This window comes from Bradyrhizobium sp. LCT2, assembly GCF_009931255.1.
GTDB lineage: Bacteria > Pseudomonadota > Alphaproteobacteria > Rhizobiales > Xanthobacteraceae > Bradyrhizobium > Bradyrhizobium diazoefficiens.
In genome coordinates this window covers 7,985,137-8,000,027 of the sequence record NZ_CP034432.1, presented here as the reverse complement: position 1 = coordinate 8,000,027, position 14,891 = coordinate 7,985,137, and the positions used below count along the sequence as shown (strand labels likewise).

Below are 14,891 nucleotides of genomic sequence, written 5' to 3'. Positions count from 1 at the left end.
GTGTCGCCCAAGGCGCATCGTGCGACCGCCGGCAAAGTCGCTCGGCCAGGATGCCGCGCACCCGCGCGTCGCGAGGTCTTCATATGACTGGGACGCCGTCAATCCAAAAGCTCTCCCTGTTCGCATTGACCGCGATGGTGGTCGGCTCGATGGTCGGCTCGGGGATATTCTCGCTGCCGAGAACTTTCGGCATCGCCACCGGTCCGTTTGGCGCGATCTTCGCCTGGTGCATTGCCGGCGGCGGCATGTACACCCTCGCGCGGGTGTTCCAGGCGCTGGCCGAGCGAAAGCCCGAGCTCGATGCCGGCGTCTATGCCTATGCGAAGGAAGGATTTGGCGACTATCCCGGCTTCTTGTCGGCATTCGGATACTGGATCGGCAGCTGCATCGGCAACGTATCCTATTGGGTCCTCATCAAGTCGACCTTGGGCGCCTTCTTTCCGGTCTTTGGGGATGGCAACACGGTCACCGCAATCATCGTCGCCTCGATCGGAATTTGGCTGTTCCACTTCATGATCCTGCGCGGCGTGCAGCAGGCGGCCGCGATCAACACCATCGTCACTGTCGCCAAGATCGTGCCGATCCTGGTCTTCATCGTTATCCTGATATTCTCGTTCAACGCCGACATGTTCCGCGGCAATTTCTGGGGCGGCGAGGGCATGCCGGACAAGGGCCTGTTCGAGCAGATCCGCGCCACCATGCTGGTCACGGTGTTTGTCTTTCTCGGCATCGAGGGCGCCAGCGTCTATTCACGCTACGCCAAGGAGCGCGCGCATGTCGGTGCTGCGACCCTGCTGGGGTTTGCGATCGTCACGAGCCTGATGGTGCTCGTCACCATGCTGCCATACGCCGTGCTTCTCCGCGCCGAGATCGCCGGCATGCGGCAACCGTCCATGGCGACGGTCCTGGAGGCCGTGGTCGGGCATTGGGGCGCGATCTTCGTCAGCATTGGACTTCTGGTTTCGGTGTTGGGGGCCTATCTCGCCTGGTCGCTGATCTGTGCCGAGGTGCTCTCCGCCGCCGGCCGGACCAGGGATATGCCGGCATTGTTCGGCACGGAGAACGCGAACAAGGTGCCGGCCGCGGCGCTCTGGCTCACCAACGTGATCGTCCAGCTCTTCGTCATCAGCACCTATTGGTCGCAGGATGCCTTCGCGCTGATGCTCAATCTGACGAGCGTGATGTCACTCATTCCGTTCTTCCTCGTCGCGGCCTACGGGCTCCTGCTCGTCAGGCGGGGCGAGACCTATGAGAAGAGCGGCAGCGAGCGAACGCGCGACACGATCTTTGCCGGCATCGCCGTCATCTACACGCTGTTCCTGATCTATTCGGCCGGAATGAAGTTTCTGCTGCTGTCCTTGATCCTCTACGCGCCTGGCACGGCGCTCTATTTCTGGGCGCGCCTGGAACAGAAGGCCAGGGTCTTCACGGCCGTCGAGTGGGGCATCTTCATCGCAGCCGCCGTCGGCGCGGCTGTCGGAATCCACGGATTGGCCACCGGCTACATCACGATCTAGGCAAGGCAACCCACAAGGGCAGTCCCATGGCAAAGCAGGCATCGGAATCCAACAGAGCCTTTGGCGTTCATTCGGAGGTCGGTCAGCTCCGCAAGGTCATGGTCTGCTCACCCGGCCGCGCCCATCAGCGCCTCACGCCCTCCAATTGCGACACGCTGCTGTTTGACGATGTGCTGTGGGTCGAAAACGCCAAGCGCGATCATTTCGATTTCGTCCAGAAGATGCGTGATCGCGGTGTCGACGTGGTCGAGATGCACAACCTGCTGACCGAGACAGTTGCGATCCCCGAGGCCCGGAAGTGGATCCTCGACAACCAGGTTGTTCCCGATCAGGTCGGTCTCGGTCTCGTCGACGAACTGCGGGGCTATCTGGAGAGCCTCACGCCGCGCGATCTGGCCGAGACGCTGATCGGGGGCGTTTCGACCCATGACTTCCCGGACGCCCATGGCGGCGAGATGCTCAAGCTCGTCCGCGAGGCCGCCGGCATGACCGAGTATCTGCTGCCGCCGCTCCCCAACACCTTGTATACGCGGGACACGACATGCTGGATCTACGGCGGGGTCACTCTGAATTCGCTCTATTGGCCGGCGCGGCATGAAGAGCCGATTCTCGCCACCGCCATCTACAAGTTCCATCCGGATTTCGCCGGCAAGGTCAATGTCTGGTGGGGCGATCCGACGCGGGATCACGGTCTGGCGACGCTGGAAGGCGGCGACGTGATGCCGATCGGCAAAGGCAACGTCCTGATCGGGTTGAGCGAGCGCACCTCGCGGCAGGCGATCAGCCAGGTCGCCGCGGCCTTGTTCAAGAAAAAGGCGGCCGAGCGCGTGATCGTGGCTGCAATGCCGAAGCTCCGCGCCGCGATGCATCTCGACACCGTCTTCACGTTCGCGGACCGAGATTGCGTTCTGCTCTATCCCGACATCGTCAACAACATCGCGGCCTTTTCCTACCGGCCGGCCGACAATTCCGCCGGCCTCGAGCTGCGCAGGGACGAAAAGCCGTTCGTGGACGTCGTGGCTGAAGCCCTCGGCCTGAAGAAGCTGCGCGTGGTCGAGACCGGCGGCAACGCCTATATGCGCGAGCGAACGCAATGGGACAGCGGCGCTAACCTGGTTTGCGCGTCCCCGGGCGTGGTGTTTGCCTATGACCGCAATACCTACACCAACACCTTGCTGCGCAAGGAAGGGATCGAGGTGATCACCATCGTCGGTGCAGAGCTGGGGCGGGGCCGGGGAGGCGGTCATTGCATGACCTGTCCGATCACCAGGGACGCGGTGGACTACTAGGCGGATCGAGCGGGGTCGGCCGCGAGGCCAGCGTGCCACGCGCGCGCGCGGTTCCGCCTTTGCTTGGAGGCAACGCAGCCGATCGGGTCACGTGCAGCGTGAGTTCCCCGGCGTCTCTTTCGCAGCGTCGGGAGCTTCCGGCATTTTACGAAATGGCAATCTGTCGGTTCAATCCCTGATTTAAAGTCCTATCACTAACACGCCACAATCGTTGCCCAATCTAAGGCGATTCCTGGTGTACGCAGAAGCCATCGGGGCATGCCATGCGTGGATCTATCGTTCTGTTGCCGGTCGTTGGATTGTTTGGAACAAGCACCGCGTGGGCCGCGGATGTTGATCTCACCGAGCTGAAGGCGAGCAGTCCCGTGCCGTATTACTCCGCTCCGTCGTGGAGCGTCGTCGGTTCCGTCGCGCCGACTTTCACCGACAATGCTTTGTTCAGCCGGGACAACCGCAAATCGGATCTCTACTATGAGCCCGACGTGAGCGTCAGGCTGGACGGGAATCTGACCAATGACCTTTCATACCGGCTCTACGCCCGCGCCCAATACGAGGCATTCGCGACGGAGAAGGATGGCAATGCTGCAGTCGCACGCGTGGGAGCGCGCCTGACGGAGAATTGGGACGGCTGGCGCTTCTCCGCCATCTACGAGAACCGATACGATTTCGATGGAGTCTACCGGGACCTTGCCTTCACCTCGCATGACGTGATGGGCTCAGTGGCGCGCGACTTCCGCATGAATAATGTGACACTCTCGCCGCTGTTGCTTGTGACCTACCGGTTTTCCGACCTTGCGGAAGCTCGCCGCTGGCGCTTCGATGCGTTGCTTGGCATCGAAGTCAAGCTCGATCCGAAATGGTCAATCGTGAGCACGCCGCTGTTCGAAGCCTTCTGGTTCACAGACGGGCTGAACCGGGGGCGGCAAGACCAGATCTACTCGGCGGACCTGGGTGTGAAGTACAATTTTACCAGCAACGTGTCGCTGACGACCAGTGTGTTGTACGAAGCGCGTACATCGAACGTTGCTGTGCGGCGCTACCGGGACCTCAGGATCGGTCCTCGACTTGACTTCGCTTTTTGAGGGGCCTGCAAGATGATGAAATGCGCGTGGGTGCTGATGGGAGTCGCCGTTGGGCTAGCGGCGCCGTCTGCCGCCGTCGCAGACCCGCGCGATTCTGTCGACCGAAGCCAGCGCCTGGATACTGATGCACTCAGGGACGACGCCGCCACTCACCGCCTCCAAGTGCCGTCTCATCCGCTGGTGATCGCGCCGCCTCAGCAGCCTTCTCCGAGCGCGAAGGCCGGAAAGAAAAGGAAATCCAGCGCGAGCGGAGCCGGAACCCGCTAGCGCCTGGTAGAGTGTCGTCCGATGTTGATCCGAGAACGATATGCATGATTCTCGGAGGGCGCTGCTTGCGTATCAGGGAAGCTGTTATCCTCTCGCGCCGTTTCGTGAAGGCCATTGGCGGCACTTTAGCATTTGTTGCATCTCTTTTGAGTCCAGTGCCGAATGGTCTGGCACGAACCGCATATTTGATCCCTTCAGGTCTCCCCTCACGAATTCGAGATTCTAATCTCGCGCTACTTCTACTTATGGCGCGATCAACCTAACGGTGTATAATCTGCGGACCCCACGGGCGTACTCTGATCCAGGGTGATGCCCCGCCTGCGGGGCAGGACGGCGACTCTCGATATCGAGCTTCAATGTCGGGCGTTGCCGCAGCAGAGTGAGCGCGTACCGTGAAGCCTCATAGCTTTCCCGCTTCCGAGCCAATTCGAACCAGCGGCACAGGGTCGTTCCGGCTCGATTTCGAAGAGGCCAGCGACCGGCTGTACTGGATGAGCTCGGCTGACTTTCTCTTCGTCGTGCGCCCTTCGCCTGGCCGTCGCTTCGTCTATGAGGGGATCAATCCGGCATTCGAGCAGCATCTCGGCATCTCGTCCGAAGACATCAGGGAGATGGACGTCTCCAGCTGCATGAGCAGGGATGACGCCAGATCCATCTATGAAGCCCTTCGCGCCTGTCTCGCGGAAGGAACGGAAGTGAGGATTCGCCATCGTCTCGCATTTGGCGACCGGCGGCAAAATATGGAGACGACCATCGCTCCGGTTGTGGATCCTGTGGCGGGTAGCGCGATCCGGCTGATCGGCAGCCATCGTACCGTGCGCCATGGTGCATTCGAAACCGCGACCGAAGGTGTCGATGATGTTCAAGTCATTGCCAATCTGGCGTCCATCCAGGAGGATATCCAGCAGCGGATTGCTTCCGATCTCCATGATTCGACATGTCAGCATTTGATTGCCGCGAGTCTCGGTCTCATGCGGCTCCGGCGTGAAATGAGCGACGCGGTCGGCGCCGAACGGCTTTGCGGTGAGATCGACGCGTCTATCGATGAGGCACTCAGGGAAATCCGTGCCTTTTCCTATCTGCTACACCCCCAGAATCTGACGATCGACAGACTCAAGGCCGCGATCGAGCACTACGCTGATGGTTTTGCGGCCCGCACCTCGTTGCGGGTCACGACCAGGATCGTGCCCGACGTCGATAGGCTACCTTACGAGAAGCAACGCGCCTTGCTGCGGATCGTCCAGGAAGCCCTCACGAACATATTCCGCCACGCGCAAGCGACGGAGGTGAGCATCGTTATCGACGCCATCGGCGCTCGTTTTCGACTGACGGTCACCGACAATGGGCGGGGGATGCGCGCCGACTACGCGAAGCAAGGTGCGAAAACCATATCCGTCGGCGTCGGCATTCCCGCGATGAGGGCACGGCTCGAACAGATCGGAGGGTCATTGGATATCCACTCCGATCCGGCAACACAGCTCTCCGGCACCATCCTGCGCGCGGTGTTTCCGCATGGGCTGACGACGAACAAGCCTGGCCGGCGAAAGGCCACGGGCTTCGGGAGGGCCCAAGCTGGCACCCACTGAGGCAAGAAGAAGAAGGTTATCGGTAGCGGGTGGACATGGCTGCCGTATAGCGACATTGGAGTGCTCTGCCATGAAACGCTTTCTTATCGCGGATGATCACGAGGCGGTGCGATTGGGCTTGCGAGCGGTGCTCGAACAGCGGGCGGATTGGGAGGTGGTTGCCGAAGCGAACGACGGCAGCAAGGCGCTGACTGCGGCAATCGAAAGCCGGCCGCATGTGGCTATCGTCGACTTCTCCATGCCGCGAATGACGGGAGTGGAGGTTGCGCGGCGGATCAGGGACTATCCGCTGCAGACGGAGGTTCTGATTTTCACGGTGCACAAGTCCGGTCTGCTCGCGCAGCAGGCGTTCGAGGCCGGCGCACGCGCTTTTCTGGCGAAGTCGGATGCGAACAGATCGCTATTGGCGGCCGTGGACGCGCTTTTGGCGCATAAGCGGTTCTGCAGCGAAAGCTGCCGGAACGAGCTGGATCACGGCGCGGGCGGCGAAGCAGACCGGGGCCGTGGGCTTACGCCACGCGAGCAGCTTGTCGTCAAGCTGGTGGCCGAAGGCTACAGCAACAAGGGCATCAGCGCGATCTTGAACCTCAGCGTCAAGACGACTGAGGCACATCGAGCGGCCGCGATGCGCAAGCTGGACGTGAACTCAACCGCAGGTCTGGTCCGGTACGCCGTTCGCGCGCAGCTGGTTGAGGCATGACGGCGCGTCGGTCCGTGGGGTCTCCTTGAAGCCGGCCACGTCGGTACATTCGCCGAGGCAGTTCAGGGTTTTGCAGGATGGCGCTTCGAGCCATGATCGGCATGATCGTTCGACCTTGCTGCTGCCGGCCGTCTCCATCGATTGCGGCCGGAAAACGAGAACGACGCCATGAAACGCATCTTGATTGCGGATGATCATGCAGTCGTACGTTCAGGGCTTCGCGCGATTGTCGAAACGCAGTCCAACTGGATCGTCGCCGGCGAAGCGACCAATGGCGAGCAGGCCGTCGGTTTGGCCGTGGAGACGATGTCGGACATCGTCATCGTCGACTATTCGATGCCACTCATGAACGGGTTGGAGGTCAGCCGCCGGCTCAAGGCACTCGATCTGCGCACGGAGGTGCTGATCCTGACGATGCATGAAGACGAGGAACTGCTGTCCGAAGCCGTTCTGGCGGGAGTCCGCGGCTTCTTGTTCAAGTCGGATGCCAAGAAGCACCTGATTTCCGCAATCGAGGCGCTGCTCGACGGCAGGCCCTACTTCACCAGCGCCCTGGTGGAGAAGCTGCTCCACGACTACCAGCTCAACAAGCATGGCAGGTCGGACATGCTGCTGACGTCGCGCGAGCAGAGCGTGGTCCAATTGATTGCGGAAGGGCATACCAACAGATCCATGAGCGTCATTTTGAAGCTGAGCGTGAAGACGGTCGAGACCCATCGTGCGTCCGCCATGCGCAAGCTCGGAATGTCGTCGACGGCCGAACTGGTCCGCTATGCCATTCGCAAGAAACTGGTTGTGCCTTGAGAGACGCCGCCGTTGCCGTGGAATGGGTGCTGTGCAGATCATGCAGGATGCACAAGCGTCGACACGACGATCACGTGGACCGAAGCCACCCTTCCGCAGTCAAAGCTTCCAGCTCAGCGAAATAATCCGCATTCGGGTCTCGGTCGGGCGGCATGTCGGCGTGGTCGGCGTCCGATTTGATCTCCCGCATCTGGTCATTGATGTGTCCGGCGAGCACCGAGCCGATCGCATGAACCGCATCATGACGATCCAGCCCTTCGGACATCAGTCGCTGCGCCGTGCGTCGCACCGGCAGCTCGGCATCGGCAATCTGGTTCTCGACGATGGCGTGAATGACGGCGTGCAATTGCTCCCGCGGGAGGCGGATCCCGGCATGTCGATGATATGCCAGCACGAGATCAATCCGTTCTTGCTCATCCAGCGCAAGCCACTGGTCCGGATGCGGCTCCACAAGTGGATCATATCGCCAGGTCGAGATTTTCTCGTCCTCAAGCGCTGATCGGGCGACTTCCCGCGGATCAAATCTGCGCAATCCGGATGATGGCTCGCTCGGGCTTTGTGAGCCGAGGCAGCACTTCTTGAACTTCTTGCCGCTACCGCAGGGGCAAGGGTCGTTTCGTCCCACTTTGTATGAATTCCCCATTGGGAGCACCTGCGATACAACCGCGTTGACGGATCCTCTTCCGTGGAAAGAGCCATTATGAGCGTGGTGAGCTGAGCAATCTCCTGGCCACGACGTAGCGGTCAGTTGGTGATTTCGTTCATCGCCTCAGTCCAGCCAGACCCAATTCCGTCCATAGCCAACCGAAGTTGTAACTGGCCATTGCGCTGTTGCGAGCGCCGGACTTGGCGGTCTCGTTCTCCATCATCTTGAGCCATTCGACGACTTTAATTCGGCCATCGTCTGTCTTGACTGCGGCACGTGGCGTCAGTCCTCCGAGTGCGGGAACCGGCTCATCGAGGACGCTGCGGTAGTGCCGATCCATTTGATCGTGGATTATCGCACATTTCTCCGCCTCGGAGATGTCGACTTCCTGAGGCTCAGCGGCGTTGTGCGATGCCATCATCTGTTCGACAGTCTCGGTTTCGATCGAGGGTTTCCCGACGAGCGAGCCGAGTACCGCGGACAGCAGCGCATTGCCGCGCTCGCATCGCTGCCGGGAGTTCACGCTGAGCACGACCGCCTTGTCCTCCAGCCTCACATCGCCGAGCACGAGTGAGCCGTCGTCGCGCCAGGTCTCGAGGTTCAACGCCTGCCCTGGCCGTTCGCCGGCCGCCGCGGTGGCCCGTCTTTCTCGGGTGATCCAGTTCCAGCTTGTCGTGTCCGTCATGCAAAATTCATCATGCGCCTGGAGCGCGCTCCGGATGCTTTTGCTCGTCGTGCCGGCTGCAAGAGGGAAGCGCGCAACACAGAGGACCACCTCGTCCCCTTCGGTGTTGCGCAAATCGGGAATTCGCGGTTCTCGAACCCGGTCGATCAGGTCGACCAGGCAAAAGGTCGCGAACAGCGAACTGTTTGCGCGCGCCATCTCGGTCGGGCGATCGCCTCGCCGCTGACGTCTTCTTGGAAAATATCCTCCGCCAGCCTTCGTCTCTCATCCCAACATCCCCCGCCAGGTCCAACCGAAAGCTGAAGCCCTACTTCAGCAAGCGGCTCTACCGCGAACGCAGCCTTACTGAACGCCTTTTCTGCAAACTGAATCACTTTCGCCGCGTCGCCACGCGCTACGACAAGCTCGCCAGCAACTTCCTTGCCTTCGCCGAACTGGCGTCGATGCGACTCTGGCTTCGCGTTTATGAATCTACGTCCTAGTCACCTGAATCTAAAGTTCGCCACATAATGTCTGCTGGGCTTTGTGGCAGAAGCGTTTGACGGACGCCAAAATCTGGTCTGCGGACTTGGTCCATTTGAAGGGCTTCGGGTGTCTGTTGTGCAAATCGATGAAGGTACGGATGTCGGCCTCGAGTTGCCTGACGGAGGTGTGAACACCTCGCTGGATCTGCTTTCTGGTGAGCTCAGCGAACCAGCGCTCGACCTGGTTGATCCATGACGCGGAAGTCGGCGTGAAATGGACATGATAGTGCGGCCGGCGGGCGAGCCACGCTTTGATCTTGGGTGTTTTGTGAGTGGCGTAGTTGTCCATGACGATATGGACATCGATCCCTTCAGGGACTTGAGTGTCATTCGGCCTGCAATATTGACCCCCTAAGCCGGGGATCGGCGTCCAAAATTGACCCCCTATAGGTTGGTCTGTTGCGCTGCCTGCTTTGGAATGAAGCAGGTGGTCGAGGATGCTGATCGTGGAGACGATTGCGCGGATTCGGCGCGAGCACTTCATCAAGGGCAAGACGATCAAGGAGATTGCCCGTGACCTGAAGGTGTCGCGGAACACGGTCCGGAAGGTGCTGAGGTCAGGAGAGACCTCCTTCGAGTACGAGCGGCAAGTGCAGCCGCGGCCAAAGCTGGGACGATGGGCAGTAGAGCTCGACGGACTGCTGGCGGCGAACGCGGCCAAACCGGCTCGTGAACAGCTGACGTTAATCCGGATCTTCGAAGAGCTGCGCAGCCGTGGCTATGACGGCGGCTACGATGCGGTGCGGCGTTACGCCAGGCGGTGGAGCAAGGAACGCGGGCAATCGACCGCGGCTGCTTATGTCCCGCTAAGCTTTGCCCCAGGCGAAGCCTACCAGTTCGACTGGAGCCACGAGGTGGTCTTGCTGAGCGGCACCACGGTGATGGTGAAGGCCGCCCATGTCCGGCTCTGTCACAGCCGCATGCTGTTCGTGCGGGCCTATCCGCGGGAGACGCAGGAGATGGTGTTCGACGCCCACGACCGGGCGTTCGCCCTGTTCAAAGGCACCTGCACCCGCGGCATCTACGACAACATGAAGACCGCCGTAGAGACGATCTTCGTCGGTAAAGGGCGTCTCTACAATCGCCGCTTCCTGCAGATGTGCAGCCACTATCTGGTCGATCCGGTCGCCTGCACGCCAGCGTCGGGCTGGGAGAAGGGGCAGGTCGAGAACCAGGTCGGGCTGGTCAGGGAACGCTTCTTCACGCCGCGGCTGCGGTTCAAAAACCTCGACGAGTTAAACGCCTGGCTGCTCGACAAATGCATCGCCTACGCCAAGGTTCATCGCCATCCGGAGCTGGTCGATCAGACGATCTGGGAAGTGTTCGAAGCCGAACGCCCCAAACTCGTTCCCTATGCCGGCCGCTTCGACGGCTTCCATGCGGTGACGGCATCGGTCTCGAAGACCTGCCTGGTGCGCTTCGACAACAACAAGTACTCGGTCGCAGCCAGCGCAGTCGGGCGACCGGTCGAGGTTCAAGCCTATGCCGATCGCATCGTGATCCGTCAGGATGGACGCATCGTTGCCGAGCACCCGCGATCCTTTGGCCGCGGCGATACCGTCTACGACCCCTGGCATTATGTGCCGGTGCTCGCCCGCAAACCCGGCGCCTTGCGCAACGGTGCTCCCTTCAAAGACTGGGTGCTGCCAGCCGCGATCGAGCGGATCCGGCGCAAGCTTGCCAGCACCGACGACGGCAATCGACAGATGGTCGACATCCTCAACGCGGTGCTGACTGACGGTCTGCCCGCGGTGGAAGCGGCCTGTGCCGAAGCGCTCAGTCACAGCGTCCATTCGGCCGATGTCGTTCTCAATATCCTGGCCCGTCAACGTGAACCCGCCCCACCGGCCAACATCATGACGCCGGCCGCACTGACGCTCCGTCATGCACCGATCGCCGATTGTGCCCGCTACGACAACCTCCGGAGGACCATCTGATGGAACGAACCCAAATCTTCGACCTCATGGGCGAACTCAAGCTCTACGGCATGAAGGCTGCCTTCGACGAGATCATGGCAACTGCCGTCAAGCGCCAGCACGAACCTCAGCGCATTGTCGGCGACCTGCTCAACGCCGAGATCAACGAGAAGCAAGCCAGGTCGATCAAATACCAGCTCACCATTGCCAAGCTTCCGCTTGCCAAGGACATCGCCGACTTCCAGTTCGACGGCACGCCGATCAATCAGACACTCGTCAATGATCTTGCTGGCGGCGGCTTCATCGCCCAACAACGCAACGTCGTGCTGGTTGGCGGCACCGGCACAGGCAAAACCCACCTGGCCATTGCCATCGCCAGAAGCTGCATCCGATCCGGTGCCCGCGGCCGCTTCTTCAACGTAGTCGACCTCGTCAATCGCCTCGAGACCGAGACCCGCAACGGACGGCAAGGACGGCTCGCCGAGCATCTGACCCGGATGGACTTCATTGTGCTGGATGAACTCGGCTATTTGCCCTTCGCCCAGTCCGGTGGCCAGCTTCTCTTCCACCTCGTCAGCCGGCTCTATGAGCGCGCCTCCGTCATCGTGACCACCAATCTCGCCTTCGGCGAATGGCCGAGCGTGTTCGGCGACGCCAAAATGACCACCGCGCTGCTCGATCGGTTGACCCATCACTGTGACATCGTCGAGACCGGCAATGACAGCTGGCGCTTCAAAAGCCGCGACGACGATCACGCCACCCGCGCTCGTCTCGTCTCCGCTATCCCGGCCAGCTCCAACGAGCCGAGCGCTACCGTCAAACCGCGGCGCACGAAGGGGTCAAAATTGGACGCCGATGAGGGGTCAAATTTACAGGCCGATTGACACTTGAGCGTCGATCTCTTTGAGGAACTTCAAGAACTCGATTGCCCGGTGGCGTTTGTAACATTTGCCGATGACGAATCCCGAGGCGACATCGAGCGCGGCAAACAGCGAGGTCGTACCATGCCGCACATAGCTGTGCGTGCGCCGTTCCGGTACGCCCGGCATCATCGGAAGGACCGGCTGCTCGCGATCCAGGGCCTGGATCTGGCTTTTCTCATCGACACTGAGGACAAGGGCTCGGTTCGGTGGGGACAGGTAAAGGCCGACGATGTCGCGTACCTTGTCGACGAACAGCGGATCGCTCGATAGCTTGAATGTCTGGCTACGGTGCGGCTGCAAGCCGAACGCCGCCCACATTCGGCGGATCGTGGTGTGGGAAAAGCCGGTTTCCGCAGCCATCGAGCGGATCGACCAATGCGTGGCATCGGCTGGCGTCGTCCGCAACGTCCGCTCGATCACCTCAGCAACCTGATCGTCGTTGATGGTTCGAGGGCGGCCAGGGCGTGCCTCGTCAAGCAGGCCATCACAGCGGTCCTTCAAAAATCGGCGACGCCACTTGCCAATGGTGTGTTCGTGCAGGCCGAGTTCGGCAGCCACAGACTTGCTTGGCAATCCATCCGCGCATCGCAGGATCGCGCGGCATCGCTCAGATAGCGATCGGGCAACGCGATGACGACGAACTTGCCTCTCCAAGTACGCCCGCTCCTGCGGACTAAGCACCAACGGCGCGATCGGCCGGCCTCGCTCACCTGCATTAGCCACGAGCTCTCTCCTCTGTAGAGATTCGAGCTATCAACTAATGTGACGAACTTGCGTTCCAGATGACTAGTACGGGTGGGTCGGCTTTGATCGCTTGGAGGCGACCTTTGGATAGGGCCGGCGGCGTAGAAGATGCGCCTCATGATAGTGATCACGAAACAGCGTGATTCAGTTGTCAAGCCTTCACCTTCAAAATATTCCACTTTACCGAAATTCGGATTTATCGTATTTGTCGGCCATCCCAGCCCGGCAAAAGGGGCGGTCGTACGTCGTCACGAACGCGGGCTGGGTTGCGGTGGACGCGGGCGGCGTTAAAGGCGGTCAGTAGCGTGCAGGGCGAGATGAACCTCGTGAGCGCACTACGGACCGCGATCGACGGACGGCGCTCAAGCCCTGCGAGGCCTCGGGTGAGGCAGGCATGTCCTGCGAAGCCCTCAGGCGAAGCAGGGGTGCCTGCGTACGGCGAAACCGTGTGGTCCTGGCCGTCGTTGCTACGGTCAAGCCCTGGCGAAGGCGTTATTCGCGTCAACCGGCGCGATGCCGTGCATTTCGCGAAGGCGAGGGAGGCCAGAACGAACTCGGCTCCCGGGAGAGCGCGGCATAGGCCGTCAAACCATCGCGCAGGGAAGGCCGGGTTTCGGCTGCCCTGTGTCTCCCCTGTGCATTGCGTGTGCATCTGTTCAGCGCAGGGGTCTTAATGGGTGCCAGCCGGCGCCCGGTCTTCCCTGCGCCCTTTCTTTTGGAGAGAGGGTGTGAAGCGAAGCATAGCTCGGGCAAATCATGCCGCGAGACTGCGGCCGCGTGTCGGCCTGACTGGGATGGGAAAACACCGCGTCCACTCACAGCGTGTCGAACGCCTTGCGCGACGGGGCCATCGGCAGCCAGTCCGGAATGCGGCGCTTGGCGAGCCAGTATGGCCGCCACAGGGGCACCCAGCTTCCGCGGTCGAGCGGCGTCGTTCCCCAATCTCGCTGCCTCATGTCGATCTGCGACAGATCGTGCCTGTGCAGCCATTGGCGCGCCGCCCACCACAGCTCGCGCGATACCTCGATGTTGCCGGGCCCTTTGAGCTCGACGATGTTCGGCAGCGGATCGCGATAGCGGCAGGCGATCCGCAGCGTCGCGACCCGTTGGCCATCCTCCCGTATGCTCCAGACCCGCGACCGGTTGTGCGCGAGGTTCTGGCCATAGGTGTTGAGGCAATTCCTCATTGCCTTCGCCTCCTCGGTGATGGCGGCAATCGAATCCAGCGGCAAAAATTCGTAGCCCGCCACCCGGCCGGGGCGCAGCCACATATCGGCGATCGGCTGGCGGCCGAGGTTCGCATGCAGGGCCACGATCGTCCGCCAATCCTCTGCGGCCGAACGTGCGGCATCGATGCGCATGTCCGGTGTCCATGGCCTCTCGATCAGATCATGTCCCAACGTCGCGGGCTCGGTCGAATACCAGGCCCAGAGACAAATCAGCCGCAGCCGTGCAGGCTTCACCCGTCGCGGCTCGCGCGCAAATTCACGCGCGATCCACGCCGCCATCGGTTCGTGCGCGAGCTCGGCGGCATCGGCCACGAGCTGAAGCCATGTCGGCGCGAGCTTGGGAGAGCGCGGAAGGTGGTTCGCGATCTGTCGCCGAAAGAGTTCGCCGTCGGGCAATCGCGGGATCGGACGCGCAAACGTTTCCGGAGGCAGCTTGCGCAGCCACAGCGGGGCGTCGGCGGCAGCCGCCGCCTCCGCGAGGGCATGGCCGTCGATCACGCACGCAATCGCGCGTGCAGGATCGAGCCCCCGCCGCGGAACAGCAAGCGCGAAGAGCAGCGCGGGAAAGCTCGCGGCAAGGTCCGCAATGCGCGGATGCCGCACGGCCAAGGCGCGCACCGCGCCCTGGAAGCGCGGGTGATATCGCCGCAGCCGGCTTTCCAGCAGGTCGCAACGCCGGTCGCCTCGATCAGGGGCCAGCTTGAGATTGGATGTCATGACAATAGGTTCGCAAACGCGCGCCAATAGGTCGCGGCAGATTCGATTTGATGCAGGGCTTGGTGGTCTCACCCGGGAACCGATCCCGGGAAGCGCGTCAAATATCGCGCGTCGAACCCGGGAAGCGTGCAGTCGTAGACATGGTCGCCTCCAAAAATGAAATTGCGCGCATCCCATAGCTTGGCATTTGCCGGGATGCAACCCGAGACTGCATCTCGTATGCGCGTCCCCGCGACAGCCGCGCGGCAATATGCATGCTGCA

At 61.4% G+C, this 14,891-nt stretch carries 10 protein-coding genes and 4 pseudogenes; 9 read left to right on the top strand and 5 right to left on the bottom strand.

The genetic code is table 11. The features are described from left to right. The first annotated feature begins 83 nt into the window (after positions 1-83). The 6 genes from EI171_RS37760 to EI171_RS37735 all read left to right on the top strand — a co-directional run bounded on the left by EI171_RS37760 (position 84) and on the right by EI171_RS37735 (position 7,245). Positions 84-1,517, top strand: a complete 1,434-nt coding sequence (locus tag EI171_RS37760; RefSeq protein ID WP_011090046.1) for a basic amino acid/polyamine antiporter — start codon at positions 84-86, stop codon at positions 1,515-1,517. A gap of 26 nt (positions 1,518-1,543) precedes the next feature. Further along, on the top strand, positions 1,544-2,806 hold the full coding sequence (gene arcA, locus EI171_RS37755) for an arginine deiminase (RefSeq protein ID WP_161536296.1): 1,263 nt from the start codon (positions 1,544-1,546) through the stop codon (positions 2,804-2,806). Positions 2,807-3,069: 263 nt separating this feature from the next. Next, on the top strand, positions 3,070-3,888 hold the full coding sequence (locus EI171_RS37750; protein WP_161536295.1) for an outer membrane beta-barrel protein: 819 nt from the start codon (positions 3,070-3,072) through the stop codon (positions 3,886-3,888). A 659-nt stretch (positions 3,889-4,547) separates the two neighbouring features. Next, positions 4,548-5,741 (top strand): ATP-binding protein, encoded by a 1,194-nt coding sequence (locus EI171_RS37745; protein WP_161536294.1) that lies wholly within the window; start codon positions 4,548-4,550, stop codon positions 5,739-5,741. A 70-nt stretch (positions 5,742-5,811) separates the two neighbouring features. After that, positions 5,812-6,441, top strand: coding sequence for a response regulator transcription factor (locus EI171_RS37740; protein WP_161536293.1), 630 nt, complete (start codon positions 5,812-5,814; stop codon positions 6,439-6,441). Positions 6,442-6,609: 168 nt separating this feature from the next. Next, positions 6,610-7,245, top strand: coding sequence for a response regulator transcription factor (locus tag EI171_RS37735; RefSeq protein ID WP_011090041.1), 636 nt, complete (start codon positions 6,610-6,612; stop codon positions 7,243-7,245). A gap of 70 nt (positions 7,246-7,315) precedes the next feature. Here EI171_RS37735 and EI171_RS45975 read toward each other — a convergent pair whose 3' ends face one another. Both EI171_RS45975 and EI171_RS37725 read right to left on the bottom strand, forming a co-directional pair. Further along, complete coding sequence (locus EI171_RS45975) at positions 7,316-7,870, bottom strand: SEC-C metal-binding domain-containing protein (protein ID WP_246740347.1); 555 nt, start codon at positions 7,868-7,870, stop codon at positions 7,316-7,318. A gap of 136 nt (positions 7,871-8,006) precedes the next feature. Next, a complete protein-coding gene (locus EI171_RS37725; RefSeq protein ID WP_161536292.1) occupies positions 8,007-8,774 on the bottom strand; it encodes a hypothetical protein in 768 nt (255 codons plus the stop codon). 92 nt (positions 8,775-8,866) lie between these two features. Between EI171_RS37725 and EI171_RS37720 the strand changes: the two are divergent. After that, positions 8,867-9,058, top strand: a pseudogene (locus tag EI171_RS37720) (IS5/IS1182 family transposase); the annotation flags it as partial. Positions 9,059-9,068: 10 nt separating this feature from the next. On the opposite strand, the pseudogene EI171_RS37715 reads toward EI171_RS37720, so the two are convergent. Further along, a pseudogene (locus tag EI171_RS37715) lies at positions 9,069-9,428 on the bottom strand (transposase); the annotation flags it as partial. A gap of 109 nt (positions 9,429-9,537) precedes the next feature. On the opposite strand from EI171_RS37715, the pseudogene istA reads away from it, so the two are divergent. Both istA and istB read left to right on the top strand, forming a co-directional pair. Continuing rightward, positions 9,538-11,028: pseudogene (istA, locus tag EI171_RS37710) on the top strand (IS21 family transposase); the annotation flags it as partial. A gap of 8 nt (positions 11,029-11,036) precedes the next feature. Continuing rightward, the gene (istB, locus tag EI171_RS37705; RefSeq protein ID WP_039183785.1) at positions 11,037-11,900 is read left to right on the top strand and encodes an IS21-like element helper ATPase IstB; all 864 of its coding nucleotides are present in this window, start codon (positions 11,037-11,039) and stop codon (positions 11,898-11,900) included. On the opposite strand, the pseudogene EI171_RS37700 reads toward istB, so the two are convergent. Both EI171_RS37700 and EI171_RS37695 read right to left on the bottom strand, forming a co-directional pair. After that, positions 11,889-12,662: pseudogene (locus tag EI171_RS37700) on the bottom strand (IS630 family transposase); the annotation flags it as partial. The gene istB and the pseudogene EI171_RS37700 sit on opposite strands and share 12 nt — an antisense overlap. A gap of 836 nt (positions 12,663-13,498) precedes the next feature. After that, positions 13,499-14,830 carry a PcfJ domain-containing protein gene (locus EI171_RS37695; RefSeq protein WP_246740346.1) on the bottom strand — a complete coding sequence of 444 codons (1,332 nt, stop codon included), beginning with the start codon at positions 14,828-14,830 and terminating at the stop codon, positions 13,499-13,501. Between the last annotated feature and the right edge of the window lie 61 nt (positions 14,831-14,891).

Bases quoted from the DNA above. Each gene is read 5' to 3' on its own strand.
- EI171_RS37760 (WP_011090046.1), top strand. From the start codon at position 84: ATGACTGGGACGCCGTCAATCCAAAAGCTCTCCCTGTTCGCATTGACC.
- arcA (WP_161536296.1), top strand. From the start codon at position 1,544: ATGGCAAAGCAGGCATCGGAATCCAACAGAGCCTTTGGCGTTCATTCG.
- EI171_RS37750 (WP_161536295.1), top strand. From the start codon at position 3,070: ATGCGTGGATCTATCGTTCTGTTGCCGGTCGTTGGATTGTTTGGAACA.
- EI171_RS37740 (WP_161536293.1), top strand. From the start codon at position 5,812: ATGAAACGCTTTCTTATCGCGGATGATCACGAGGCGGTGCGATTGGGC.
- EI171_RS37735 (WP_011090041.1), top strand. From the start codon at position 6,610: ATGAAACGCATCTTGATTGCGGATGATCATGCAGTCGTACGTTCAGGG.
- EI171_RS37725 (WP_161536292.1), bottom strand. From the start codon at position 8,774: ATGGCGCGCGCAAACAGTTCGCTGTTCGCGACCTTTTGCCTGGTCGAC.
- istB (WP_039183785.1), top strand. From the start codon at position 11,037: ATGGAACGAACCCAAATCTTCGACCTCATGGGCGAACTCAAGCTCTAC.